The following is a 26,550-nucleotide window of genomic DNA, read 5'->3' as shown; positions in this document are numbered from 1 at the left end:
AGCGGATCACGCCGGCACGTTCCACTTCTGGTTGTCGCCGCCGGTGCACGTCCACAGCTGCAGCTTCGCGCCGTCGGCGAGGTTGTTGTCCTTGATGTCGAGGCACTTGTTCGCCGCCACGTTGACCAGGTCACCGCCCGCGGTGTACTGCCACCGCTGGCTGGCCAGACCGGCGTAGCAGGTCCACAGGTGCACCGTGGCGCCGTCCGTGGTGGCGTTGCCCGCGACGTCCAGGCACTTGCCCAGGGCCTGTACCGCGCCGTCGGCGGTGCGCTGCCAGGTCTGGTTGGGCCCCGGGTAGCAGGTCCACATCTGCGGCCACGTGCCGTCGGCGGTGGAGCCGTCGGTGACGTCGAGGCACTTGCCGTTGGCCCGGCTGACGATGGCACCGGTCGCGGCGGGCGACCCCGACTGCGTCCCGCTCCAGGTGAAGGTCGCCGACGTCCTGGTCGGCAGGCTGTACGTGAAGGACTGGCCGCCCCAGTTGACCTTGATCGACTGGGTGCTGCCGCTGGTGTTGTAGGCGATGAGCGCCTTGGAGCCGTCGGAGTTGCGGAAGGCGACGTTCGGGACGGTACCGTTGGCGGTCGAGTCGATGCGGACCGCGCCGGGCCGCACGAACGTGGTCAGGTGGCCCATCGTGTAGTACTCGATCGTGTAGTCGACCTGGCCCGAGCGACTGTCGCCGCGGTGCACGGTGACCAGCCCGGTGCAGGTGCCACAGCCGCCGTTGTGCGGACCCATGTTCTGGTCGACGGCGAGGCTCCACTTGGTCCAGGACCGACCCCAGTTGCGGAAGTAGTCGATGAGGTCACCCATGTCCTCCGCGTGCTGGTTGCTGACCCAGGTGCCGCCGGAGTGCTCGGTGACGTACTGGTTCACGTTCGGGTACTGGTTGTGGACGGTGGTCATCTGGGAGGGTGAGCCGCCGTAGTCGTGCCAGGCGATCCCGCCGAAGTTCGGGTGGTTACGGATCGCGGCGTCGCCCACCAGCGGCGCCACCCACGCGTCGTAGGTGTCGAAGTTCCAGTCGCCGATGAGCAGTTTGGTGCTCAGGCCGGCATTCTGCAGCGCCGGCAGCAGGTTCGTCTTGGCGAAGTAGTCCAGCCCCGAGGCGTTCCACTGCATCGACGGGTAGCCGGGACAGCAGCCGGGCTCGTTCTGCTCGGTCACGTACCGGATCGGTACGCCCTGGGCCTGGTAGCCCTGGATGTACTTCACGAAGTACTGCGCGTACGTGCCGTAGTACTGCGCCTGCAGGTAGCCCTGGCTGTAGGCGTTGTTGTCCTTCATCCACGGCGGCGCGGACCACGGCGACGCCATGACGAACATGGCCGGGTTGAGGCCGCGCGCCTGCTTGGTCAACGCCATGATGTCGTTGTCGCGGCTCAGCGAGAAGTCGTTCAGGTCGCAGCACGTGGTGTCGTACGAGTAGCTGTTCTGCGCCAGGTCGGACGATCCGATGACGTTGCGCAGCGCGCTGACGCCGATGCCGCTGGTCGGGCTGAACAGCTTGGTCATCACGTCGTTCTGGGTGGCGGCCGACAGCGCGCCGCTTCCCCTGAGGGCGAACGCCGCGGTGTCGGTGAACGACGCGCCCGCGCCCTCGAAGGGCTGGTACGTGGCGTTCTCGTTGACGGTGATCGTCTGGTTCGCGCTGCCGCCGCTGCCGCCGAACGTGACGGGAGCCTGCCGCTGCAGCCCGCGGGTGACGGTGCGGCCCGCGCTGTCACCGGTGGTGGTCAGATAGACGTTCACCGTCTCACCGGCGGCGAAGGCGGCCGGGCCGAGGGTGACGGTGGCCGTGCCACCGGCCACGAGGCTGAGGCCGGTGATGCCGGCGAGGAGGAGGCGCCGACGTCGACGCGTCCGGTGCGGGGTACCTGGTTCGGGCATGGGGGCTCCCTGTGCTTGGGGTGACGCGCCGTTCTGGCGGCCGGGTACGGCCGGGGCGCGGCGGTGGTGGACAGACCCCGGCCACGGGTGGGAGGTGTGACCGTCCTCGGGTGGGTCCGCGCGCCGTCGGGGAGGACGGGACGCGTGCCAGCGCTGCTGCAGTCCGGGGCTGCCCGGCGCCCTGACTGGTAACCAATACGAAACACGTTACAGCGCCGCGTGTCAATCGATGCGCATGAGTTTCACTCACCGCGCGCACGAGCCGGCCTTCCGTCCCTGGTGGAGTGACGTGTCCCGGAAAACGGGAGGACGGCGGCTATGATCAGCGGGTCTGAAACACATCTCATCGAAGAGGCTCTCGTGCGACAGCGTGCAACGGTACGGGAACTGGCCGCCGAGACGGGCCTGTCGGTCGCGACGGTGTCCCGGGTCCTCAACGGACAGGCCAACGTCGCACCGCGTACCCGTGAGGTGGTGCTGCAGGCCGCGGGCCGACTGGGCCACCAGGCACCACGGCCGCGCACCGACCGGGACGCGATCTACATCCGCTGCCCGTACCTGCTCGACGACTACTTCGGACGGATCGTCTCGTCGATCGTGGAGACGGTCGAACTGCACGGCATGACGGCCATCCTCAACGCCGGGAACGCGGCGCAGCGCAGCGACGTGCTGTCGGACCTGCCGGGCCGGGCCGGCGTCGAGGGAGGGATCCTCATCCTGCCGCCGGAACCCGGGGACGACCTGATCCGGCTGCGCGACCGGGGGTTTCCGTTCGTGGTGGTGGACCCGCGCACGCAGCCGCCCCGGGACATCGTGGCCGTCTCCGCGGCCCATGTCACCGGCGCCCGCAGCGTGATGACCCACCTCGTGGAGCTCGGTCACCGCCGGGTGGGCATCATCGGGGGCCCGCGGGAGTGGCTGGTGACCGACTCCCGGATGACCGGATACGTGGCGGCGCTGGCCGATGCCGGCGTCCTACCGTCACCCGAGCTGCTGCGGTTCGTGGTGGAACCGAGCCTCGACAACGGGTACCGCGCCGCCTGCGAGCTGCTCGACCAGCCGGACCGGCCCACGGCGCTGGTGGGCTTCAACGACAAGATCGCGATCGGGGCGCTGCGCGCGGCGGTCGAGCGCGGATTGCGCGTGCCCGACGACCTGTCGATCGCCGGCTTCGACGACCTCGAGATCAGCCAGATGACGCAGCCGATGCTGACCACCGTACGGCAGCCGCTGGCGGAGCTCGGCCGCATGGCCGTCACGCTGCTGCTGCGACTGCTCAAGCGGCACGAGCTCGACGCCCGGCACGTCGAACTCGCCACGGACCTGGTGGTGCGCGGCACTACCGGCCCGGCACCGGGCACGGCGTGAGCGCGCCGGGCACGTGGTCCGCCGGCGGCGTCACCAGCCAACCTCGGTCGTGAACGGGCCGGTGGCCGTCCATCGGTGGCACCGCCGTCCCCGGGGCCTGACGCAGGAGTCGCGCGGCCAGTTGTTACAGAATCTGTTCCAGACGATCGCTTAAATCTTGCTGCGTTTGATTGACATGATGACCGTCTAATTGTTCCCTATCACTGACCGTCGACGCGATGTCTCCGCGGAGCGGAGGAACCGTCGCTGCTCCTCGGCAACGACGGTTCAGGGCGGCCCGGTGCGCCTCGCCGGCATCCGCCCACCGGGGGGTCGGTGCTGCCCGGCCCGACCCCCCGGGCCTACCGCCGTCGCCGGATCCGACGGCACCCGCGTCAGCGCGGGTGACGTGCCCGGTCCAGGTCCTCGCGCACCGCGCTCAGCACCTCGGGACGGCCACCCGCGAGATAGAAATGGTCGCCGGCGAAGAGCCTCGTCGTGAACTCCCCGGTTGTTTCCTCATGCCATCGCAGCAGGCCCGCCCGGTCGACCTCCGGGTCGTCCACCCCCAGGTACGCCGCGATCGCGCAGGTGAGCCGACCGCCCGGCAAGGGCCGATAGGTCTCGCTGAGTTCGAAGTCCGCGCGCAGCGCCGGAAGGACCATCGTCAGCAGGTCAGGGTGCTCGAACACCTCCGGCGGCGTGCCACCCATCCGGCCGACCGCGGCCACGAACTCGTCATCGGGCAGCGTCCACAGGGTCCGGCGCGTGGAGGTCGCCCGGGGCGCCTGCCGCCCGGAAACGATCAGGCAGTCCGGGCCCGGCCGCCCACCATCCGACAGCCGGCGGGCGACCTCGTAGGCGATCACGGATCCCAGGCTGTGACCGAACAGCGCGTACGGCCGGTCCAGGTGGGGCTCCAGCGCCGCGCAGAGCGGGTCGAGCAGGGGCTCGATCCGCCGGTACGGGGCCTCGTCGAGCCGGGACTCCCGACCCGGCAGGAGCACCGGGCGCACGTCCACGGCGGGCGCGAGCGCGGCCCGCCACCGTCGGAAGAACGCCGCGCCGCCCCCGGCATGGGCGAAGCAGAACAGCCGGACGCGCGCGCCGTCCGCGCGCTGCCGACTGTCGCCGGCAAGCCACCGCGCCGCCTCGGGGGTGCGCCCGGCGCGGGCGTCGACGACGTCGTGCATCTGAACGTCTCCTTCCTCGAAGGTGAGCCGCCATGGCCCTCGAAGGTGGGCCGCCATGGCCGGATCCGCTCGCGCGGTTGCCCCGCCACCGGGATCGGGCGACGGGGCAACCACCACGGTCTACGACCGGACCGCACCGTCCATGCGTTCGCGCAGCGAGCGTGGCCGCATGTCGGTCCACACCTCGTCGACGTACGCCGAGCACTCCTCCTTCGTGCCCTCCTTGCCCACCTGGTGCCAGCCCGCGGGCACCTCGGCGTCGGCGAGCCAGAGCGAGTACTGGTCCTCGTCGTTGCGCAGCACCTGGTACCTGGCGTTGTCGTCCATCCTGCTCTCCTTCCGGTTCCGGTGGTCGGGATTGTCGAACTCACACGGCGACCGGGGACTCGTCCACGGCCTCGTGTCGGGGAAACGTCCGTATCGTGGTGCTGACCGTGGCCAGCACCGTGACGGCCGCGATACCGCCGGCGCACGTCAGCACCGCGCCGGTGGGCGCGACCCACTCCGTCAGGAACCCACCCAGCGCCGGGCCGACCGCCGACGAGACCCCGGCGACCAGGCCGAGCACGCTGCTGAGCCGGCCACGTAACGCATCGGGGGTCAACAGCAGTTGCTGGGTGGTGATGGTGGTGTTCGCGGTCGGCGGCAGCAGGGCCATGGCGAAGAGCAGCAGGCCCATGGCGTACCCGCCGCGCGCGAAGACGGCCAGCGGGGTAAGCACCGTCAGCGCCCAGAACACCGTGACGATCGACGTGTACGGGCTGAGCACGCGATGCAGGTACGGGGCGACGAGGGAACCGACGACCCCACCGACGCCGAGCATCGCGGCCATCACGCCGATCTCGCCCGCCGGCACTCCCCGCCCCCGGGCGAGCACGATGACCACGAGGTAGAAGGCGCTGAAGAACAGGTTGAGCACGACGGCGCACAGCGCCGTGACCCGGATGTGCGGGTGCCGCCACACCCACCGCAGGCCGGCGGCCACCTCGCGGCCGAGGCGATCGGCCGGCCCGGTGCGCGGCGCGCGCGGCGGCAGGCGCAGGAACGCCAGGGCGCAGAACGCCGCCACGTGGGTCACGAGATCGACCGCGAACGGCACCGCCCTGCCGACGGCGAACAGGAACCCGCCCGCGGCGGTGCCCGACAGGTGGCCGAGCGAGGCCCGGGCCGAGTTCATCGCCACGGCCGTCCCGACCTGGTCCGTCGGCACGATCGCCGGCAGGGAGGCCTCCTCCGCGGGGGTGAACAGCGCGGCGCACACCCCGATGACGGCGGCGACCACCAGCAGGTGGACGATGCTCACCGCGCCCCACACCACGGCCGCGACGAGACTCCCGGCCGCGACCGCCTGTGCCGCCTCACAGGCGAGCATGGTCTTCTTGCGGTCCCAGCGGTCCACCAGCGCCCCCGCCGGCAACCCGGCCATCAGCTGCGCCGCGGCGACCGTCCCCAGCACCATGCCGGACGCCGCGGGCGAGCCGGTGACCGCGAGGACGAGCAGCGGGAAGGCGATGGCCGACGCGTGGAAGCCGAACTGGGTCAGCGCCTGGCTGCCCCACAGCAGCCGGTAGTTGCGGTTACGCGCCAACGACGTCGTCGTCACAGCGCCCCCCGGCAGTCGCCGGCGATGCGCCGCAGCGCCTCGGTGAAGTCGGCGAGCACGCTCTCGACCGTGGCGCGGGAGACCCCGCCCGAATCGTACGAGCAGGAGAACTGGAGCCGGCCGGACTGGACCCCACCCGTGATGTCCAGCAGGTAGAAGCTTCGGTCGGCAGGGTCGCCGTCCCGGCCGAGCGAGCCGTGCACCGCGTGGTAGAGGCCGTCCGAGGTCTCCTGGGAGCGGGCGTCCCACTGACCCAGGTAGTTGAACACCACCGGCGACCTACCGGCGCCGGACAGCCGGTCACGCACCTCCGGCCGGCCGAGGTAGCGCAGCGCGCCGTAGCCGAACCCGTTACGCGGCATGGCGCGCAACTGCCGGCGGACCGACTTGGCCAGGCCGCGCCAGTCGGCCCCGTCGGCACCCGCCACGTCGAGCGCGACCGGGAAGAGGGTGGTGAACCAACCGACCGTCCGGGAGAGGTCGACGTCGTCGACGATCTCCTCCCGGCCGTGGCCCTCGAGGTCGATCGTCACCCGGCTGTGCCCCGTCCAGCGCGACAGCGCCCACGCGAGAGCCGCGAGCAGCACGTCGTTGATCCGGGTGCGGTAGGCGGTGGGCGCTCCGCGCAGCAGCGCCTCGGTGTCGTCGGCGTCCAGCTCCACCGTGACCGGCTCGGCCGCGGTCGCCGGCTCGTCCGCCGTCCGACTCGCCGGGAGCGCGGGTACGTCCAGCACGCCCGCCCAGTACTCCACCTCGTCGTCGAGGTGGCCGTCGGCCACGTACCCGCCCAGCCGGCGCGCCCAGTCCTTGAACGAGGTCGACTTGGGGCCCAGGTCGATGGCCTTGCCCTGCGACGCCTGCTGGTACGCCACGCCCAGGTCGTCGAGCAGAATCCGCCACGAGACGCCGTCGACGACCAGGTGGTGCGCCACCAGCAGCAGCAGCGGCGTCCGCGGCGCGCCCCGCTCGAACAGCGCCGCCCGCAGCAGCCGGCCGCGCTCCAGCCGGAAGCCCGCGTGGACCTCGTCGGCTGTCGTCTCGACCGCGGCCGACTGGGCATCGGGGGCCAACGCCGACAGGTCGTACCGCTCCAGCACCTCCACCGGTTCGACCGGCCCGTTGACCTGCTGCCACCCCCCGTCGGCGGGCACGAACCGCATCCGCAGCGCGTCGTGATGGGCCAGCAGCGCGGCCAACGCCCGGCCGAGGACGTCCCGGTCCACGTCCGCGGTCAACTCCACCAGCATGGACTGGTTGAAGTGGTGCGGGTTCACGGTGTGGGTCTGGAAGAACCAGTGCTGGATCGGGGTGAGGGGTACCTCGCCGACGACCGGCTCGTCCGCTCCGGCCGCGGTCGCCGCCTGCGACACCTGCGGCGCGAGCGCCGCCACGGTCTGGTACAGGAAGAGATCCTTGGTGGTCAGGGCGAATCCGACCTGACGGGCCCGCGACACGACCTGGATGGTCAGGATGGAGTCGGCGCCGAGGTCGAAGAAGTTGTCCTCGATCCCCACCCGGTCCAGGCCGAGCACGTCCGCCCAGATCCCGGCCAGGATCCGCTCGGCCTCGGTTCGCGGCGGGACGTAGCCGCCGCCCGTCGCGGCACCGAAGTCCGGGGCGGGCAGCGCCCGGCGGTCCAGCTTGCCGCTGGCGCTCAGCGGCATGGCCGCCAACGTCACCACCGCCGCGGGCACCATGTAGTCGGGCAACGAGCCGCTCAGGAACCCGCGCAGCTCGGCCGGGTCCACCGCCGCCCCCGCCGCCGGTACCACGTACGCCACGAGGCGTGTGACGTCTCTGGCGTCCGCCCGCGCGACCACGGCGGCCGCAGCGACACCGGGGTGCGCGACGAGAGCCGCGGTGACCTCGCCGGGTTCGATCCGGTACCCGCGGATCTTGACCTGGTCGTCGGCGCGGCCGAGATATTCGAGCGCACCGTCGGCGCGCCACCGCACCACATCCCCGGTGCGGTACATCCGCTCCCCCGCCGGGCCGAACGGGTCGGCCAGGAACCGCTGGGCGGTCAACCCCGGCCGGTTGAGATAGCCACGTGCCACCTGCGCGCCGGCCAGGTACAGCTCACCGACCACGCCGACCGGCACCGGGCGCAGCCGCCCGTCGAGAACGTAGGCCCGCAGGTTGCCCAGCGGCCAGCCGACCATCGGCCGCGGCTGTTCGTCCACCCGGCAGACCACCGCGTCCACCGTGCACTCGGTGGGCCCGTACAGGTTGTAGGCGGTGACTCCCGGAGCGGCCGACAGCCGCGACCACAACGCCTCGCCCGCGGCTTCGCCACCCAGCAGGACGACCGACGGCCGGTGGTCGCGGTCGTCGGACAGCAGACCGGCGGGCAGCATCTGCTGAAGATGCGACGGCGTGAAGTTGACCACGTCGATGCGCCGGTCGGCCACGTACGCGGCGAACCGGTCGGCGTCCACCCGGACCAGTTCGTCGATGACGTGCAACTCGTGGCCGCTGGCCATCATCAACAGCGGATCCCACGACGCGTCGAAGGTGAACGAGGCCGTCAACGCCACCCGCAGGGGCCGCTCGCCGACCGCGTCGGTCGCCGCCGCCAACACCCGTACCCGCTGGTTGGCCAGGAGGTTGGTCAGGTTGCGGTGCGAGACGACCACCCCCTTCGGGGTGCCGGTGGAACCGGAGGTGTAGATCACGTACGCGCCGTGGTCGGGGGCCACCCCGCCGGCCCGGTCGGCGTCGGTCAGGTCGGTGTCCGGCAGCGACTCCAGCTCGGCGCGTACCGCCGGGTCGTCGAGGAGCAGGTCGGTGCCGCCGGCCGCGGCGCGGACCTCGGCGCTGTCGCCGGTGGTCAGGACGAGACCGGCGCCGGCGTCGCGCAGCAGGAATCCGATCCGGTCGGCGGGCAGGCCCGGGTCGACCGGCAGGTACACCCCGCCGGCTTTGAGGACCGCCAGGATCGCCACGACCGTCGCGTGCGAGCGGGGCAGCGCCAGCGCCACCACCCGCTCCGGACCGGCGCCGCGCCGCACCAGGTACCGGGCCAGGCGGTTGGCCTGCGCGTTCGTTTGCGCGAACGTCAACGCGGTGTCTCCGCTCACCAGCGCGGTGGCGTCCGGCGTCCGCCGGGTCTGGGCCTCGAACGCCTCGTGGACCATCGTCTCGGGTACGTCCAGGGCGGCGGTGTTCCATCCGTCCACGACCTGACGGCGCTCTGCCTCGGTCAGCAGCGGCAGCTCCGCGAGGGGCCGCTCCGGGTCGGCGGCGATCGCGGCCAGCAGCACCTCCAGGTGACCGACCATCCGCGCGATGGTGGCCGCCTCGAACAGGTCGGTGTTGTACACCAGCGCGCCGCCCAGGGCACCGTCGCGCTCCCGGAACTCCAGGGTGAGGTCGCAGCTCGCGGTGACCACCGGCGAGGCCAGCTCCTCGACCGCGACGCCGGGTAGCTCCGGCGCCTGGCCGGGGGTGTTCTGCAGCACCACCATCACGTCGTACAGCGGGTTGCGGCTGGTGTCCCGCTCCAGGTGGAGCTCGTCGACGACCCGCTCGAACGGCACCTCCTGGTGGGCGAAGGCGCCGAGTGCGGTCTCGCGTACCTCCGCCAGGAACTCGCGGAACGTCCGGTCCCCGTCCACCGTGGACCGGAGTACCAGGGTGTTGACGAAGAACCCGACCAGCCCGCCCAACTCGGCCCGTTCCCGACCGGACACGACCGTGCCGACCGCGATGTCGTCCTGGCCGGACCACCGCCGCAGCAGCAGGGTGCAGGCCGCGAGCAGCGTCATGAACAGGGTGGCGTCGCCGTGCCGGCCCAGCTCCTTGAGCCGGACGGTCACCTCGGCCGGCACCTCGAACTCGTACAGGTCACCGGCCGAGGTACGCACGACCGGGCGTGGCCGGTCGGTCGGCAGGTCGAGCCGTGGGACGCCGGATAGCCGGTCCGTCCAGTACCGGAGCGCGTCGGCCAGCGCCGCGTCGGACAGCCGGTCCCGTTGCCACACCGCGTAGTCGGCGTACTGGATCGGCAGCGGCGCCAGCGTGGCCTCCTCGCCGTCGACGGCCGCGGTGTACAGCGCGCTCAACTCGTCGGCGATGACCCCGATCGACCAGCCGTCGGTGATGATGTGGTGCATCGCCATCACCAGCACGTGCTCGTCGGGGGCCAGCCGGACCAGGCACGTGCGCAGCAGCGGCCCCCGCCGCAGGTCGAACGGGGTCGTGGTGACCCGTGCCAGCACCGTCCGCAGCTCGGCGTCGCGGTCGGGCTCCGGTAGCGCGGACAGGTCGAGCACCGGCAGGTCGACCTGCCGCGGCGGATGTACCACCTGGACGCCGTGCCCGTCGACGGTCTCGACGGTCGTACGCAGGGACTCGTGCCGGGCCACCAGTGCGGTGAACGCGGTGCGGAGGGCGTCGACGTCGAGCCGTCCGCGCAGCCGCACCGCCGACGGGGTCAGGTATTCGGCGCTGTCGGGTTCGAGTTCGTTGAGGAACCACAGTCGCTGCTGGGCGAACGACAACGGCAGCGGGCGGTCGCGGGGCGCGGTCGGGATGGGCGCCGGTGCGTCGGCGCCCGCGGTCTCGACGGCGTCGGCCAGGTCGGCGACGGTCGGCGCGGTGAACAGGACCCGCGGCGACAGCCCGACGCCGAGCTCGGCCCGCAGGCGGGAGACCACCTGGATGCTGAGGATCGAGTCGCCGCCGAGTTCGAAGAAGTTGTCGTGGAGTCCGACCCGGTCGGCGCCGAGGACGTCGGCCCAGATGCCGGCGACGGCCCGTTCGACGTCGGTGCCGGGCGGTACGTAGCCGGCCGGGTCGGTGTCCACGCGGTCGGGTGCCGGCAGGGCCCGCCGGTCGAGCTTGCCGTTGGGGTTGAGCGGCAGCGCGTCGAGAGTCACGTACGCGGACGGCACCATGTAGTCCGGCAGTGAGCCGCCGAGCAGTTCGCGCAGCAGGGTCGCCGGTGGCACCCACTTGCCCGGCGCCGGGACCAGGTAGGCGACCAGCCGCTTGACGCCGGGCTGGTCCTGGCGGGCGACCACGACCGCCTCACCGATGTCGGGGTGGCCGGTCAGCGCCGCTTCGATCTCGCCGAGCTCGATCCGGAACCCGCGGATCTTGACCTGGTCGTCGACCCGGCCGACGAACTCCACCACCCCGTCGGCCCGCCACCGCACCACATCCCCGGTCCGGTACATCCGGGATCCGGGCGGCCCGTACGGGTCGGCCACGAACTTCTCCGCCGTCAACCCCGGCCGGCCCAGATAACCCCGCGCCAACCCGGCACCCGCGATACACAACTCCCCCGGCGCCCCCACCGGCACCGGCCGCAACCACTCATCCAGCACGTAGACGCGCATGTTGTCCAACGGCCGCCCGATCGGCACCACCTCCGGCACCTCATCCACCGACGCCATCGGATACGACGTGGCGAACGTGGTGGTCTCGGTCGGCCCGTACACGTCCACCGCCACGATCCCCGGACACGCCGCCATCACCCGACGCACCGCACCCGCCGGCACCACATCCCCGCCGGTCCACACCTCCCGCACCCCGGCCAGACACCCCGGATCCTCCTGCGCCACCACCCGGAACAACCCCGACGTCACGAACACCGCGGTAACCGCATGCCCGGCGATCAACCCCCGCAGCGTCTCCACGTCCAGATCCCCCGGCGGCGCCACCACCACCCGACCACCACGCAGCAACGGCACCCACAACTCGTACGTCGACGCATCAAACGCCAACGACGAATGCAACAGCACCCGCTCGTGCCCACCACCGGCGAACCGCCGGTCGAACACCAGGTCGACGATGTCGCGGTGGGTGACCGCCACCCCCTTGGGCCGGCCGGTCGACCCCGACGTGTACATCACATACGCCAAGTTGCCGGGGTGGATCTCCACCGCCGGCGGCTCGGCCGACTCCCGGACCAGGCCCGCGTCACCGTCGACCACCACGATCTCGCCGCCGTGCACCTCACCCGCGGTGGCCTGCCACGCCCGGTCGGTCACCAACACACCCGCGCCGGCCTCCCCCACCACCAGCCGCATCCGCTCCACCGGCGCCTTCACATCCAGCGGCACATACACCCCACCGGCCTTGAGCACCGCCAACTCCGCCACCGCCAGATCGGCCGAGCGGTCCATCAACACACCCACCGCGCTCTCCGGGCGAACCCCCAGCCCGACCAGCCGATGCGCCAACCGATTCGCCCGCGCCTCCAGCTCCGCGTACGACAACGCCACGCCACCACAGACCACCGCCACCTCGTCCGGCGACCGGCGCACCCACTCCGCGAACAACCCCGGCACCGTACCGTCCGGCACCTCGGCCACCGTGTCGTTCCACTCCACCAGCACCCGTTCGCGCTCCTCGGGCGACATCCACGCCCAGTCCGCGAGCGGCCGGTCCGGGTCCGCGGCGAACCCGGTCAGCAGCGTCCGTAGCCGCTGCGCCACCGCCCCGGCGGTGGCCGCATCGAACAGGCCGGGGTCGTAGGCGAGACCGAAGTGCAGCCGGTCGGCCAGGTGGGCGGTCAGCATCAGGGGGAAGTTCGTGGTGTCGACCGCGCGCACCTCGCGTACCCGTACGCCGTCACCGGAGACCGCGGCGTCGTCGATCGGGTAGTTCTCGAACACCACCGCGCTGTCGAACAGGTTCACCCCGGCCGGCACGTCGCTCCAGCCCTGAAGCTGGGCCAGGGAGACGAAGTCGAACCGGCGCGACTCGCTCTGCTGCGCCTGGAGCGCGCGCAGCCACGGCACCATCCGCTGCGCCGCGTCGATCCGTACCCGGGTGGGTACGGTGTTGATGAACATGCCGACCATGGACTCCACGCCGGGCAGCTCCGCCGGCCGGCCGGACACGGTGGTACCGAAGACCACGTCGCGCTCGCCGCTGTAACGCGACAGCAGCAGCGCCCACGCGCCCTGGATGATCGTGTTGACGGTCAGGCCGCTGCGCCGGGCCGCCCGGTGCAGCCGGGCCGAATCCTCCTCGGGCAGCTCGATCCGGATCGTCTCGCTGGACTCGGTGGTGTGCGCCAGGACGGGCGGGCGGTCGTACGGCAGCGGGGTCGGTGAATCGAAGCCGGCCAGCGACCGCTGCCAGTACTCGTGGGCCGCGTGCGGGTCCTGCCGGCGCAGCCACTGCAGGTACTCGCGGAACGGCCGGCGGGTGGCCAGCCGTGGCCGGCGTCCCCGCGCGACGGCCGCGTACTGTTCGCAGGCCTCGGTGAACACCTGGCCTGCGCTCCAGCCGTCGAGCACGATGTGGTGCGAAGTCCAGATCACCCAGGTCTCGTCGTCGCGGACGCGGGCGATGGTCAGCCGCATCAGCGGGGCCCGGGCGAGGTCGATGCCGGCCGCGCGGTCGTCGGCGAGCAGCCGCCGCAGCTCGCCGTCGGCGTCCGCCTCGGACAGGTGGCGCCAGTCGTGGTGGACCACGGCCAGTTCGGCCCGGCGCTGCACCACCTGGACCGGCTCGGCCACGCCCTCCCAGACGATCCGGGTGCGCAGGGCGGGTGTCCGGTCGACCACGCGCTGCCAGGCCGCGCCCAGCGCGTACGGGTCGGACACTCCCGACAGCCGCAGGCACAGCTGGTCGAGGTAGGCGCCGGTGTCGTCGACGAGGCCGTGGAACAGCATGCCGGCCTGCAACGCCGTCAGCGGGTAGATGTCCTCGACCTCGCGGCCGCTGCCGGCGATCCGGTCGACGGCCGCCTGGTCCAGCCGGGCGAGGGGGAAGTCCGACGGGGTACGGCCGCCGGCCTCCGCCGTCGCGCAGTGCGCGACGATCTCCTTCAGCGCCGCGAGGACGTCGTCGGCGAGCCGCCGCACGGTCGCCTCGTCGTGCACCTCCCCCGCGTAGGTCCAGCCCAGCTCCAGCTGCCCATCGGCGACGATCCCGGTGACGTCGAGCAGGGCGGCGCGGGGGCGCTCCGGCTCGGCGTCACGCCCGATCGCCGGCAGCCAGGCGCGGTAGAGGCCGTCGCCCCCGTCGGCGCCGCCGCCCCACTGGCCGTGGTAGTTGAAGGTGACCTGCGGCGCGGGGTCCGACCGCAGCGCGGCGGCCGGTGAGTCGGGCGCGCTCAGGTAGCGCAGCGCCCCGTAACTGAGCCCCCGGTGGGGCACGGCACGCAACTGCTCCTTGATCGATTTGAGGACCGTCCCCCAGTCCGCGGTGGCGGGTACGGTCAGGCCGACCGGGAACTCGGCGGTGAACCAGCCGACCGTCCGCGACAGGTCGAGGCCCTCCAGGATGTCCTCGCGCCCGTGGCCTTCGACGCCGATCAGCACCTGCTCCCGCCCGGTCCACCGGGACAGGGCCCGGCCCAACGCGGCCAGCAGCACGTCGTTGACCTGCGTCCGGTAGAGGTCGGGGACGGTACGCAGCAGGGCGTCGGTATCGTCGCGGCCGAGCCGCACCGAGAGGGTACGGGTGGAGCCGGCCGTGTTGCCGCCGGCCCGGTCGACGGGCAGGTCGGCGGCGTACGCGGACGTGCCGGTCCAGTACGCGAGGTCGCCGTCGAGCCGACCGGCGCGCACGTGCGCGGCCAGCCGCCGCGCCCAGTCGCGGTACCCGCTGGTGGTGTCGACCAGCCGGATCGGCTGGCCGGACCGGGCCTGGGTGTAGCCGGTCTGCAGGTCGTCGAGCAGGATGCGCCAGGACACCCCGTCGATCACCAGGTGGTGGACGGTGAGCAGCAACTGCGGTGGCCGGTCCGGGCCGAAGGTGAACAGCACGGCGGCCAGTAGCGGTCCGCGTTCGACGTCGAGGCCGGTCTGCGCGGCCACGGCGATCCGTTCCATGGCCGCCGCCCGCGCGCCGTCGTCGAGGCCGGACAGGTCATGACTGCGGAACACGCCCGCCGACTCGGCCGGCGCGGGTTCCTGGAGCCACTCGCGGTCGGCGGTGCGGGTGAAGCGCATCCGCAGCGCCTCGTGGTGGGCGACCACCGCGTCGACGGCGGCGCGCAGCGCGTCGGCGTCGACGTCCCGGCCGGTCGCGTCCAACTCGACCAGGGTGGTCATGGTGAAGTGGGTGCCGCCGTCGCGCGCATCGTCGAGCAGCCAGTGCTGGATCGGGGTGAGCGGCGCGGGACCGGTCGCCGTCGGGCCGGCTACTGCCGGCTCCGGCGCCGGCCGGGCGTCGACGGCGGCGGCCAGTTCGGCGACCGTCTGGTAGACGAAGATGTCCCTGGAGGTCAGGCTGATGCCGGACGCACGGGCGTGCGAGACGACCTGGATGCTCAGGATCGAGTCGCCGCCGAGGGCGAAGAAGTTGTCGCCCGTGCCGACCCGCTCGACGCCGAGAACGTCGGCCCAGACCCGGGCCAGCGCCTGTTCGGTGGTCGTGACCGGGGCGACGTAGTCCGTCTCCCGCTCCGGTTCGATCTCAGGTGCGGGCAGCGCCCGCTTGTCGATCTTGCCGCTGCTGGTCTTCGGCAACCGCTCGAGGGCGACGAACACCGAGGGCACCATGTACTCCGGCAGGCTGCTCTTCAGCCAGGACCGTAGCTGCGCGGCGCTGGGAGTGTCCGGGCCGGCGGGCGCCACGTAGCCGACCAGCCGCCGGTGGCCGTCGTCGTCGCGGGCGACCACGACGGCTTCCGCCAGGTCGGGGTGGCGCAGCAGGGCCGCCTCGATCTCGCCGGGCTCGATCCGCAGCCCGTGGATCTTGATCTGCTCGTCGACCCGGCCCAGGTACTCCAGCATCCCGTCGGCGGTCCAGCGCACCCGGTCGCCGGTACGGTACATGCGGGTGCCGGGCGCGCCGAACGGGTCGGCGACGAACCGCTCGGCGGTCAGCCCCGGCCGGCCCAGGTACCCGCGGGCGACCTGGGCGCCGGCCAGGTACAGCTCACCGGGCACCCCGACCGGTACCGGCCACAGCCGCTCGTCGAGCACGTACGCGCGCAGGTTCGGCAGCGGTCGCCCGACCGTCGGCCGGGTCCCCGGGGTCACCCGGCAGGACAGCGCGTCGACGGTGCACTCGGTCGGTCCGTAGAAGTTGTGACCGACCGTGTCCGGTACGGCGGCCAACTGCTCCCACAGCCCGGTCCCGAGCGCCTCGCCGCCCAGCATCAGGACCGCCGGGTGGTGCCGGCCGTCGGCCAGCAGCCCGGCCGGCAGCAGCCGCTGAAGGTACGACGGGGTCAAATCGAGGAAGTCGATCCGGTACCCGGCGACGTAGTCGGCGAGGGCCTGCGGGTCGAGACGGGTGGTCTCGTCGACGACGTGCAGCTCGTGGCCGGCCGCCATCAGCAGCGGGCCCTCCCACGAGGTGTCGAAGGAGAAGGCGGCGGTCAACGCCACCCGCAGCCGCCGGTCACCGGCGTCGGCCAGGAAGCTGTGCCGCTGGCTGGCCATCAGGTTGGTCAGGTTGCGGTGCGGGACGACGACGCCCTTGGGCCGGCCGGTGGAGCCCGAGGTGTAGATGACGTAGGCGGCGTTGTCGCCGGTGAGCGGGGCGGTCCGGTCGGCGTCGGTGGGCGGGGTCGCCGGGCGCCCCGCGAGGTCGCCGCGCGTGCCGGCGTCGTCGAGCAGGACGACATCGACCCCGCCGGCTCCGCCGGCCCCGTCGATCCCGCCGACGGCGGTGCGGACGTCGCGGGCGTCGGCGGTGGTCACCACGAGCGTCGCACCGGCGTCGCGCAGCAGGAACGCGATCCGGTCGGCGGGCAGCTCCCGGTCGACCGGCAGGTACACCCCGCCCGCCTTGGCCACCGCGAGGATCGCCTCGATCATCTGGTGCGAGCGCGGCAGCGCCAGCGCCACCACCCGCTCCGGGCCGACCCCGCGTCCGATCAGGTGATGCGCCAGCCGGTTGGCCCGGGCGTCCAGTTCGGCGAAGCTCAGCGTGGTCGCGCCGGCCACCAGCGCGGTCTCCTCCGGCGTCCGGCGGGCCTGTGCCTCGAATGCCTCGTGGAACATCGCCGGGGGCACGTCGCACCCGGTGGCGTTCCACTCGTCGAGGACGAAGGCCCGCTCGGCGTCGGCCATCAGCTCCACGTCGGCGATCCGGCGCTCCGGGTCGGACGTGACGCCGTCGAGCAGGGCCAGCAGGTGGTCGGCCATCCGCCGGACGGTGGCGGCGTCGAACAGGTCGGTGTTGTACTCGAACACGGCGGTGAGCGCGCCGTCGTCACCGGGATGGAAGTCGATGCTCAGGTCGAAGCTGGCCGGCACCGCCGGCGGGACGACCTCGGAGACGGCGAGGTCCGCCAGCCGCGGGGCGCGGTTGCCCAGGTTGTGCAGGTTCACCATCACCTGGAACAGCGGCGACCGGCTGGTGTCGCGGGCCGGCCGCACCTCGTCGACGACCCGCTCGAAGGGCACCTCCTGGTGGGCGAAGGCGGCCAGCACGGTGTCCCTGACGTCGGCGAGCAGCTCGGCGAAGGTCTGCCCGCCGTCTACGTCGGAGCGCAGCACCAGCGTGTTGACGAGGATGCCGACCAGCCGCTCCCACTCGGGCCGTTCCCGGCCGGACACGACCGTGCCGACCGCGATGTCCCGCTGGCCCGACCACCGGTGCAGCAGCACCTGGCAGGCCGCGACCAGGGTCACGAACAGGGTGGCGTCGTGCCGGTGGCCGAGCTGACGCAGCCGCCGGGCCACCTCGGCGGGTACCGCGGACTCCAGCAGGGCCCCGTTCCTGGTCTGCACGGCCGGCCGGGGCCGGTCGGTCGGCAGGTCCAGCGGCGCGACGTCGGCGAGCTGATCGCGCCAGTACGCCAGGTGCGCGTCCAGGGCCGGCCCGGCGAGCGCCTCCCGCTGCCAGGCGGCGTAGTCGGCGTACTGGTACGGCGGCTCCGGCAGGGTCGCCGGCTCGCCGGCACGCGCGGCCCGGTACCGCTCGGCCAGCTCATCGAGCAGCAGTCCCATCGACCAGCCGTCGGTGACGATGTGGTGCAGGGCCAGGCTCAGCACGTGCTCGCCGGGCGCCAGCCGGACCAGGCAGGGTCGCAGCAGCGGACCGGTGCGCAGGTCGAACGGTCGGCTGCTCTCCTCGACGAGGATGCGGTCCAGCTCGGCGGCGCGCACCTCCTCCGGCAGCTCGGACAGGTCGCGCACGGGCAGCGGCACCTCCCGCGGCGGGTGGAGGCGCTGTACGGCCCGGCCGTCGACGGCGTGGAAGGTGGTGCGCAGCGACTCGTGCCGGGCGACGAGCCCGGTCAGCGCCTCCCGCAGCGCGGCGACGTCGAGGTCGCCGCGCAGGCGGAGGCCGGCGTAGGTGATGTACTGGCCGCTGTCCGGCTCGAACTCGGTGAGGAACCACAGCCGCTGCTGGGCGTACGACAGCGGCAGGTCGCCGTCGCGGGGTACCCGCACGACGGCCGGGCCGGCCGGTCCGGCCGTCGCCTGCCCGTCGATGCTCGCCGCGAGCCCGGCCACGGTCGGGTTGGTGAAGACCGCCCGGGGTGACACCCGCACGCCGAAGGCCGACCGCAGCCGCGAGGCGACCCGGATGCTCAGGATGGAGTCGCCGCCGAGTTCGAAGAAGTTGTCGTGCGCCCCGACCCCGTCGACCTCCAGTACCTCGCCCCAGATCCGCGCGACGGCGCGCTCGGCGTCGGTGCGGGGCGGTACATGATCGAGTCGGGCGGCCACGTCCCGCTCCGGCGCCGGCAGCGCCCGGCGGTCCAGCTTGCCGTTGGCGTTCAACGGGATGGCGGGGACGGTCACGAACGCCTGCGGCACCATGTAGTCGGGCAGGGTCCGTTCCAGGAACGCGCGCAGCTCGCCGGTGGCCGGCGCGGTGCCGCCGGCCGGTACGACGTACCCGACGAGGCGCTTGACGCCGGGGGTGTCCTCGCGGGCGATCACGACGGTCTCGCCGACGCCCGGGTGGGCGGCGAGCGCCGCCTCGATCTCCCCCAGCTCGATCCGGAAGCCCCGGATCTTGACCTGGTGGTCGGCGCGGCCGAGGTACTCCAGCGCCCCGTCCGGGCTCCACCGGGCCAGGTCGCCGGTGCGGTACATGCGGGTGCCGGGCGCGCCGAACGGGTCGGCGACGAACCGCTGCGCGGTCAGCCCGGGCCGGGCCAGGTAGCCACGCGCCAGCCCGCCACCGGCCACGTACATCTCGCCGGCCACCCCCGGCGGTACCGGTGACAGGTCGGCGTCGAGCAGGTACACCCGCAGGTCGCCGATCGGCTCGCCGATGACGCTGCCGGCCGCGGTCGCGGCGGCCGCCCGGTCGAGGGCCACGTAGGACACGTGCACCGTGGTCTCGGTGATGCCGTACATGTTGACCAGTACCGGCGCGGTGTCGGCGTGCCGGTCGTACCAGTCGGCCAGCCGCCACAGGTCCAGCGCCTCACCACCGAAGACCACGTACCGCAGGCTGAGCGCCGCCCCGGTCGCGGGGTCGTCGGCGTCGGCGCGCATCAGCTGGTAGAACGCCGACGGGGTCTGGTTGAGCACGGTCACCCGCTCGGCGGCGAGCAGCCGCAGGAAGTCGTCCGGGGAGCGGGTCACCTCGTGCGGCACCACGACGAGGCGGCCGCCGTGCAGCAGCGGACCCCAGATCTCCCAGACGGAGAAGTCGAAGGCGTACGAGTGGAACAGCGTCCACACGTCGCGGGAGTCGAAGCCGAACCAGGCCCGCGTCGCGGTGAACAGGCGTACCACGTTGGCGTGGGTGATCACCACGCCCTTGGGCTTTCCGGTGGAGCCAGAGGTGTAGATGGCGTAGGCCGGGTGGTCGGGGCGTAGCGGCGCGGTCCGGTCGGCGTCGCCGGGGTCGGTGTCCGGAGCCGCCGCGAGGGCGGCCACGGTCTCCGGATCGTCGAGCACCAGCCGGCCGACCCCACCGGCCTGGGTGGACACTCCCGCGGCCCGGGTGGTGACGAGCGCGACCGGCGCGGCGTCGGCGAGGACGTGGGCGATGCGCTCGGCCGGATAGTCCGGGTCCAGCGGCAGGTACGCCGCGCCGGTCTTGAGTACCGCCACGACTGCGACGACCAGGTCGACGCCGCGGGGCAGCGCGAGGGCGACGAACCGCTCCGGACCGGCACCGGCCGCCGTCAGCCGGTGCGCCAGGCGGTTGGCGCGGGCGTTGAGCTCGGCGTACGTCAGACTGGTGTCGCAGAAGGTGAGCGCGGTCGCCGCAGGTGTGCGGGCGGCCTGCGCCTCGAACAGGTCCACCAGCGTGGTGTCGACCGTCTCGCGGCCGTCGGGGTTCCAGTCGACCAGCACCCGGCGGCGCTCGTCGGGCGTCAGCCACGCCCAGTCCGCGAGCGTGCCGTCCGGGTCAGCGGCGAACCCGGTCAGCAGCGTACGCAGCCGCGCCGCCATCGCGTCGGCGGTGGCGGCGTCGAACAGCCGCGGATCGTAGGCGAAGTCGAAGCCGAGCCGGTCGGTCAGGTAGGCGCGCACCACGAGCGGGTAGTTGGTCGTGTCGAGCGCCTGGACGTCGCTGATACGCACCCCGGACGCGGCGGAGGCGGCCTCGTCGAACGGGTAGTTCTCGAACACCACCATGCTGTCGAAGAGGTTGGCCCGGCCCGGCAGGCCGCTCCAGCCCTGGATCTGGGCCAGGGAGACGAAGTCGAAGCGACGTGACTCGCTCTGCTGGGCCTGGAGCGCCCGCAGCCACTCGGTGACCGGTCGGGCGCGGTCGATCCGGGCCCGGGTCGGCACGGTGTTGATGAACATGCCGACCATCGACTCCACGCCGGGCAGCTCGGCGGGGCGCCCGGAGACGGTGGTGCCGAAGACCACCTCCGGTTCCCGGCTGTACCGCGACAGCAGCAGCGCCCACGCGCCCTGGATGATCGTGTTGACGGTCAGCCCGAACTGCCGCGCGATCTCCCGCAGCCGCGCCGAGGCGTCGGCTGGCAGCGCCACCTGGATCAGCGCCGACGACTCGGCGCGGTGCGCTTCGGCCGGCGGCCGGTCGTACGGCAGCGGGGTGGGCTCGTCGAAGCCGGCGAGCACGTCCCGCCAGTGCTCCTCGGCCCGATGGACGTCCTGCCCGCGCAGCCACTCCAGGTACTCCCGGAACGGCCGGCGGGCCACCAGCGCGGGCTGCCGGCCGGCGACGATGGCGGCGTACTGCTCGCACACCTCGCCGAACACCTGCGCCAGGCTCCATCCGTCGAGCACGAGGTGGTGGAAGGTCCAGATCACCCACGCCCGGTCGTCGGCGATCCGGGCGATGGCCAGCCGCATCAGCGGGGCGGCCGACAGGTCGAGCCCCCGGGCGCGGTCGTCGGCCGCCAGCCGCGCCAGCTCCCGGTCCCGCTCGTCGTCGGACAGTCCCCGCCAGTCGACCTGCGTGACCGGTACCGTCGCCCGCCGGTGCACGACCTGCAGCGGCTCGTCGACGCCCTCCCAGACGATGCTGCTGCGCAGGATCGGCGTCCGGTCGACCACGCGCTGCCAGGCCCCGGCGAGCGACCCCGGGTCGGACACCCCGTCCAGCAGCAGCCGGGCCTGGTCGACGTAGGCGCCCGAGTCGCCGTCGACCAGGTGGTGGAAGAGCATGCCCGCCTGCAGCGGGGTGAGCGGGTAGATGTCGTCGACGTCCCGGCCGTCACCGGCGAGCCGGTCGACGGCCGCCTGGTCGAGGCGGGCGAGGGGGAAGTCCGACGGGGTACGCCCACCCGCGTCCGGCCGCGCGCAGTGCGCGACGATCTCCCGCAGCACCTCGACCATCCGCTCCGCGAGGCGGCGCACGGTCTCCGCGTCGTGGACCTGGTCGGAGTACAGCCAGGTCAACGCCAACTCGCCGGAGTCGACCAGGCCGGTGACGTCCAGCAGGTACGTGGCCGGTTCGTCGGGCGCCAGGTCGGGGCCGATCGGCTGGTCGGCGCTGTCGCGTGCGGGCCGGTACAGCCCGTCCTCGCCGGTCACCCCACCCCACTGGCCGTGGTAGTTGAAGCTGATCCGGGGTGTGGGGTCGGCGGCCAGCGCGTCGCCGGCACCGAGGTAGCGCAGCGCCTCGTAGCTCATGCCGCGGTGCGGCACGGCCCGCAGTTGCTCCTTGACGGACTTGAGGACGGTGCCCCAGTCGGCGTCCGCGGACACGGCCAGGCTCACCGGGAACTGACTGGTGAACCACCCGACGGTACGGGACAGGTCGACGCCGTCGCCGATCTCCTCGCGGCCGTGCCCTTCCAGCGCGATGAGGGTACGGTCCCGACCGGTCCACTCCGCCAGGACCCGGCCGAGGGCGGCCAGCAGCACGTCGTTGACCTGGGTGCGGTACACGCCGGGTACCCGGTGCAGCAGCGCGTCCGTATCCGACCGGTCCAGCCGTACGGTGAGCGGCCGCCGGGAACCGGAGGTGTTGACCCCGGTACGGTCGACGGGCAGCTCGGTCGGCGCGGCCGTCGGGACGGCGGTCCAGTGGGGCAGGGCGTCGTCGAACCCGCCGTCCCGGACGTACCGGGTGAGGTGGTGGGCCCAGCGGGTGAACGGGGTGCCGGTCGGCTCCAGCTCCACCGGCCGACCCGCGACCGCGCTGCGGTAGGCGGCGTCGAGGTCACCGAGCAGGATGCGCCAGGAGACGCCGTCGACGACGAGGTGGTGGGCGGTGAGGAACAGCAGCGGCCGCCGGTCGGGGCCGAGCCGGAACAGTGCGGCCCGCAGCATCCGGCCGGTGGCGAGGTCGAGGTCGGCCCGGGCCGCGTTGGCCACCTCCTCGATCCTGGCCCGCTGCCCGGCGGCGTCCAGAGTGGACAGATCGTACCGGTCGAGCAGGCCCGCGAACGCCTGCGCCGGTACGACCTCCTGATGCCACTCGTCGTCGACACACTCGTAGCGCGTGCGCAGCGCGTCGTGGTGGGCCACGACCGCGTCGACGGCCGCACCGAGTGCGGTGTCGTCGACATCGTCGCTCAGCTCCACCAGCATCGACATCGTGAAGTGGCGCAACGGCCCGTGAGTGGTGAAGAACCAGTGCTGGATCGGCGTCAGGGGCGCCGGCCCGCCGTCGGGGCCGCCGTCGGGCCCGTCGTCGGCGGTCACGGTGGCGGCCTCCGCGCCCACGACGGTCGCCAGGTCGGCGATGGTCTGGTGCTGGAAGATGTCGCGGGAGGTGAGCCGCAGGCCGGCCTGCCGGGCGCGGGAGACCACCTGGATGCTGAGGATCGAGTCGCCGCCGAGGGAGAAGAAGTTGTCGTGGACCCCGACCCGGTCGTGGCCGAGGACTCCGGCCCAGACGCCGGCGAGGGCCTGCTCGGTCTCGGTACGGGGCGCGACGTAGCCGTCCTGCGTCTCCGTGCCGAAGTCGGGGTCGGGCAGGGCCCGCCGGTCGAGCTTGCCGTTGGGGTTGAGCGGCAGCGCGTCGAGAGTCACGTACGCGGACGGCACCATGTAGTCCGGCAGTGAGCCGCCCAGGAACGCCCGCAGCGCCGCCGGCTCCGGCGTCGCGCCCGGCGCTGGGACCAGGTAGGCGACCAGCCGCTTGACGCCGGGCTGGTCCTGGCGGGCGACCACGACCGCCTCACCGATGTCGGGGTGGCCGGTCAGCGCCGCTTCGATCTCACCGAGCTCGATCCGGAAACCACGGATCTTGACCTGGTCGTCGACCCGGCCGACGAACTCCACCACCCCGTCGGCCCGCCACCGCACCACATCCCCGGTCCGGTACATCCGGGATCCGGGCGGCCCGAACGGGTCGGCCACGAACCGCTCCGCCGTCAACCCCGGCCGGCCCAGATACCCCCGCGCCAACCCGGCACCCGCGATACACAACTCCCCCGGCGCCCCCACCGGCACCGGCCGCAACCACTCATCCAGCACGTAGACGCGCATGTTGTCCAACGGCCGCCCGATCGGCACCACCTCCGGCACCTCATCCACCGCCGCCATCGGATACGACGTGGCGAACGTCGTGGTCTCGGTCGGCCCGTACACGTCCACCGCCACGATCCCCGGACACGCCGCCATCACCCGACGCACCGCACCCGCCGGCACCACATCCCCGCCGGTCCACACCTCCCGCACCCCGGCCAGACACCCCGGATCCTCCTGCGCCACCACCCGGAACAACCCCGACGTCACGAACACCGCCGTCAGATCGTGCCCGACCACCAGCCGGCGCAGCGACTCCACGTCCAGATCCCCCGGCGGCGCCACCACCACCCGACCACCACGCAGCAACGGCACCCACAACTCGTACGTCGACGCATCAAACGCCAACGACGAATGCAACAGCACCCGCTCGTGCCCACCCCCGGCGAACCGCCGGTCGAAGGCGAGGGCGGCGATGTCACGGTGCCGCACCGCCACCCCCTTGGGCCGGCCGGTCGACCCCGACGTGTACATCACATACGCCAGGTTGTCCGGATGAAGGTCCACGGCAGGTTGCTCCGCCGGCTCCGCGGCCAGGGAGGCGTCGTCGACCACGACCACCGCACCGGCGTGCACCTCACCCGCGGTGGCCTGCCACGCCCGGTCGGTCACCAACACACCCGCGCCGGCCTCCCCCACCACCAGCCGCATCCGCTCCACCGGCGCCTTCACATCCACCGGTACGTACGCCCCACCGGCCTTGAGTACCGCAAGCTCGGCGACGGCCAACTCCGCCGAGCGGTCCATCAGCAGGGCCACCGCCCGCTCCGGACCCACCCCGAGCCCGACCAGCCGATGCGCCAACCGATTGGCCCGCGCCTCCAGCTCCGCGTACGACAGTTCGACGCCACCACAGACCACCGCCACCTCGTCCGGCGAACGGCGCACCCACTCCGCGACGAGGCCGGGCACGGTACCGGCGGGGACCGTGGAGGCGGTGTCGTTCCACGCATGCAGCACCCGCGACCGTTCGGCCTCGGTCAGCACCGGTGCGTCGGCCACCGGCCGGTCGGGCTGCGCGACGAACCCGCGCAGGAGAAGCTGGAGGCTGCCGACCATCCGCTCGACCGTGGCCGCGTCGAACAGGTCCGTGCTGTACTCCAGCGACCCGGCCAACACACCACCGGACTCCTGGAACTCCAGGGTCAGGTCGAAGTTCGCCGCCCGCCTGGCCACGGTGACGTCCTCGACGCGCAGGCCGGCGAACTCGGCGGCGCGCCGCTGGCCGTTCTGCAGCACCACCATGACGTCGAACAGCGGGTTGCGGCTGGGGTCGCGCTGCGGCTGGAGCTCGTCGACCAGCCGCTCGAACGGCACCTCGTCGTGGTCGAAGGCGTCCAGCACGGTCTCCTTCGCGGCGCCGAGAATCTCGCGGAAGGAGCGGGAGCCGTTCACAGTGTCGCGGAGCACGACCGTGTTGACGAAGAAGCCGACGACCCGGTCCAGTTCCGGCCGGTTACGGCCGGACACGACCGTGCCGAGCGCGATGTCGTCCTGCCCGCTGTACCGGGCGAACAGCACCTGGCACGCCGCGACCAGCGCGGTGAACAACGTGGTCTCCTGCTCGCGGGCCAGGCCGGCCAGGCGGGTGCTCACCTCGGCCGGGATGGTGAACTCGTGTACCGCACCGCGGGAGCCGCGTACCGCTGGACGCGGCCGGTCCGTCGGCAGCTCCAGCGGGGACAGCCCCGCCAACCGCGTCCGCCAGTAACCCAGATGCTCGTCCAGAGCCGGCCCGCTCAGGCGTTCCCGCTGCCACACCGCGAAGTCGGCGTACTGCAGCGACGGCGCCGGCAGGGTCGCCTCCTCGTCGCGCACCGCGGCGCCGTACAGGGCGCTCAGCTCCTCGCCCAGAATGCCCATCGACCAGCCGTCGGTGACGATGTGGTGCGCGGTGAGCAGGAGTACATGCTCGTCGTCGGCCAGGCGGACCAGCAGCGCCCGCAGCAACGGGCCGCCCCGGAGGTCGAACGGCTTGGCGTACTCCTCCCGCAGCAACCGGTCCAGCCCTGCCCGGCCGCGACCGGCCGGGTCGGTCAGGTCGGCCACGGGAACCGGAAGGTCGCCGTCCGGGTGGATGACCTGGACACCCTTGCCGTCCACGTCGTCGAAGGTGGTCCGCAGCGACTCGTGCCGGGCGACGAGACCCCGCAACGCGCGTACCAGAGCGGGTACGTCGAGCGCCCCGGTCAGGCGCAGGGCGAGCGCACTGTTGTATTCGGCGTTACCGGGCCGGAACTCGTTGAGGAACCACAGTCGCTGCTGGGCGAACGACAGCGGCAGCGGAGCGGACCGGTCGGCGGACGGGATCCGGTCGGCGCGTACCGCCCGGCCGGCCAGGCGCTGCCGTAGCATTTGCTGTACGTGCTCCGGAAGAGCGGAGATACGACTGTCCCGGGATGACGGCATGCTTGAGCTCCTTAGCGGTCGTCACGGTTGCCGTCACCGAGGGCAACCCGCTCGAGTTCGGAAAGGACCTTCTCCTCGACCAGCTCCGCCAGGGCGGCGACGGTACGGGTCACCAGGACCTCGCGGGGGGTCAGCGCGACGTCGAACGCCGCCTGGAGTTGCGAGGCGATGTGCAGGCTGCGGACCGAGTCGCCGCCGAGGTCGAAGAAGTTGTCGTGGACGCCGACCCGGTCGAGGCCGAGCACGTCGGCCCAGACGGCGGCGATGACCCGCTCGGTGTCGGTCTGCGGAGCGGCATAGCCGTCCTCGGTGG

The 26,550-nt window shown here is 72.7% G+C and carries 7 protein-coding genes; 1 reads left to right on the top strand and 6 read right to left on the bottom strand.

Annotated elements, in window-relative coordinates; genetic code table 11:
- Positions 1-6: 6 nt before the first annotated feature.
- The gene (locus ACNTMW_RS31475; protein ID WP_426637618.1) at positions 7-1,896 is read right to left on the bottom strand and encodes an RICIN domain-containing protein; all 1,890 of its coding nucleotides are present in this window, start codon (positions 1,894-1,896) and stop codon (positions 7-9) included.
- Positions 1,897-2,256: 360 nt separating this feature from the next.
- Between ACNTMW_RS31475 and ACNTMW_RS31470 the strand changes: the two genes are divergently transcribed.
- Positions 2,257-3,264, top strand: a complete 1,008-nt coding sequence (locus ACNTMW_RS31470; protein WP_426637617.1) for a LacI family DNA-binding transcriptional regulator — start codon at positions 2,257-2,259, stop codon at positions 3,262-3,264.
- A gap of 374 nt (positions 3,265-3,638) precedes the next feature.
- On the opposite strand, the gene ACNTMW_RS31465 is transcribed toward ACNTMW_RS31470, so the two are convergent.
- From ACNTMW_RS31465 to ACNTMW_RS31445, 5 genes are all read right to left on the bottom strand, one after another.
- The gene (locus tag ACNTMW_RS31465; RefSeq protein WP_426637616.1) at positions 3,639-4,436 is read right to left on the bottom strand and encodes a thioesterase II family protein; all 798 of its coding nucleotides are present in this window, start codon (positions 4,434-4,436) and stop codon (positions 3,639-3,641) included.
- Positions 4,437-4,556: 120 nt separating this feature from the next.
- A complete protein-coding gene (locus tag ACNTMW_RS31460) occupies positions 4,557-4,763 on the bottom strand; it encodes an MbtH family protein (protein WP_426637615.1) in 207 nt (68 codons plus the stop codon).
- Positions 4,764-4,803: 40 nt separating this feature from the next.
- Positions 4,804-6,039 carry an MFS transporter gene (locus ACNTMW_RS31455; protein WP_426637614.1) on the bottom strand — a complete coding sequence of 412 codons (1,236 nt, stop codon included), beginning with the start codon at positions 6,037-6,039 and terminating at the stop codon, positions 4,804-4,806.
- Positions 6,036-26,237, bottom strand: a complete 20,202-nt coding sequence (locus ACNTMW_RS31450) for a non-ribosomal peptide synthase/polyketide synthase (protein WP_426637613.1) — start codon at positions 26,235-26,237, stop codon at positions 6,036-6,038. The genes ACNTMW_RS31455 and ACNTMW_RS31450 overlap by 4 nt, the downstream gene beginning before the upstream one ends.
- Before the next feature lie 11 nt (positions 26,238-26,248).
- The coding region (locus ACNTMW_RS31445) for a phosphopantetheine-binding protein (protein WP_426637612.1) at positions 26,249-26,550 on the bottom strand (302 nt) is incomplete at its 5' end.

The organism is Planosporangium spinosum, from assembly GCF_049999945.1.
In the GTDB taxonomy this organism is placed as follows: Bacteria; Actinomycetota; Actinomycetes; order Mycobacteriales; family Micromonosporaceae; genus Planosporangium; species Planosporangium spinosum.
This window is presented reverse-complemented; position numbering and strand designations above follow the sequence as displayed.

Bases quoted from the DNA above. Each gene is read 5' to 3' on its own strand.
- ACNTMW_RS31475 (WP_426637618.1), bottom strand. From the start codon at position 1,896: ATGCCCGAACCAGGTACCCCGCACCGGACGCGTCGACGTCGGCGCCTC.
- ACNTMW_RS31465 (WP_426637616.1), bottom strand. From the start codon at position 4,436: ATGCACGACGTCGTCGACGCCCGCGCCGGGCGCACCCCCGAGGCGGCG.
- ACNTMW_RS31460 (WP_426637615.1), bottom strand. From the start codon at position 4,763: ATGGACGACAACGCCAGGTACCAGGTGCTGCGCAACGACGAGGACCAG.
- ACNTMW_RS31450 (WP_426637613.1), bottom strand. From the start codon at position 26,237: ATGCCGTCATCCCGGGACAGTCGTATCTCCGCTCTTCCGGAGCACGTA.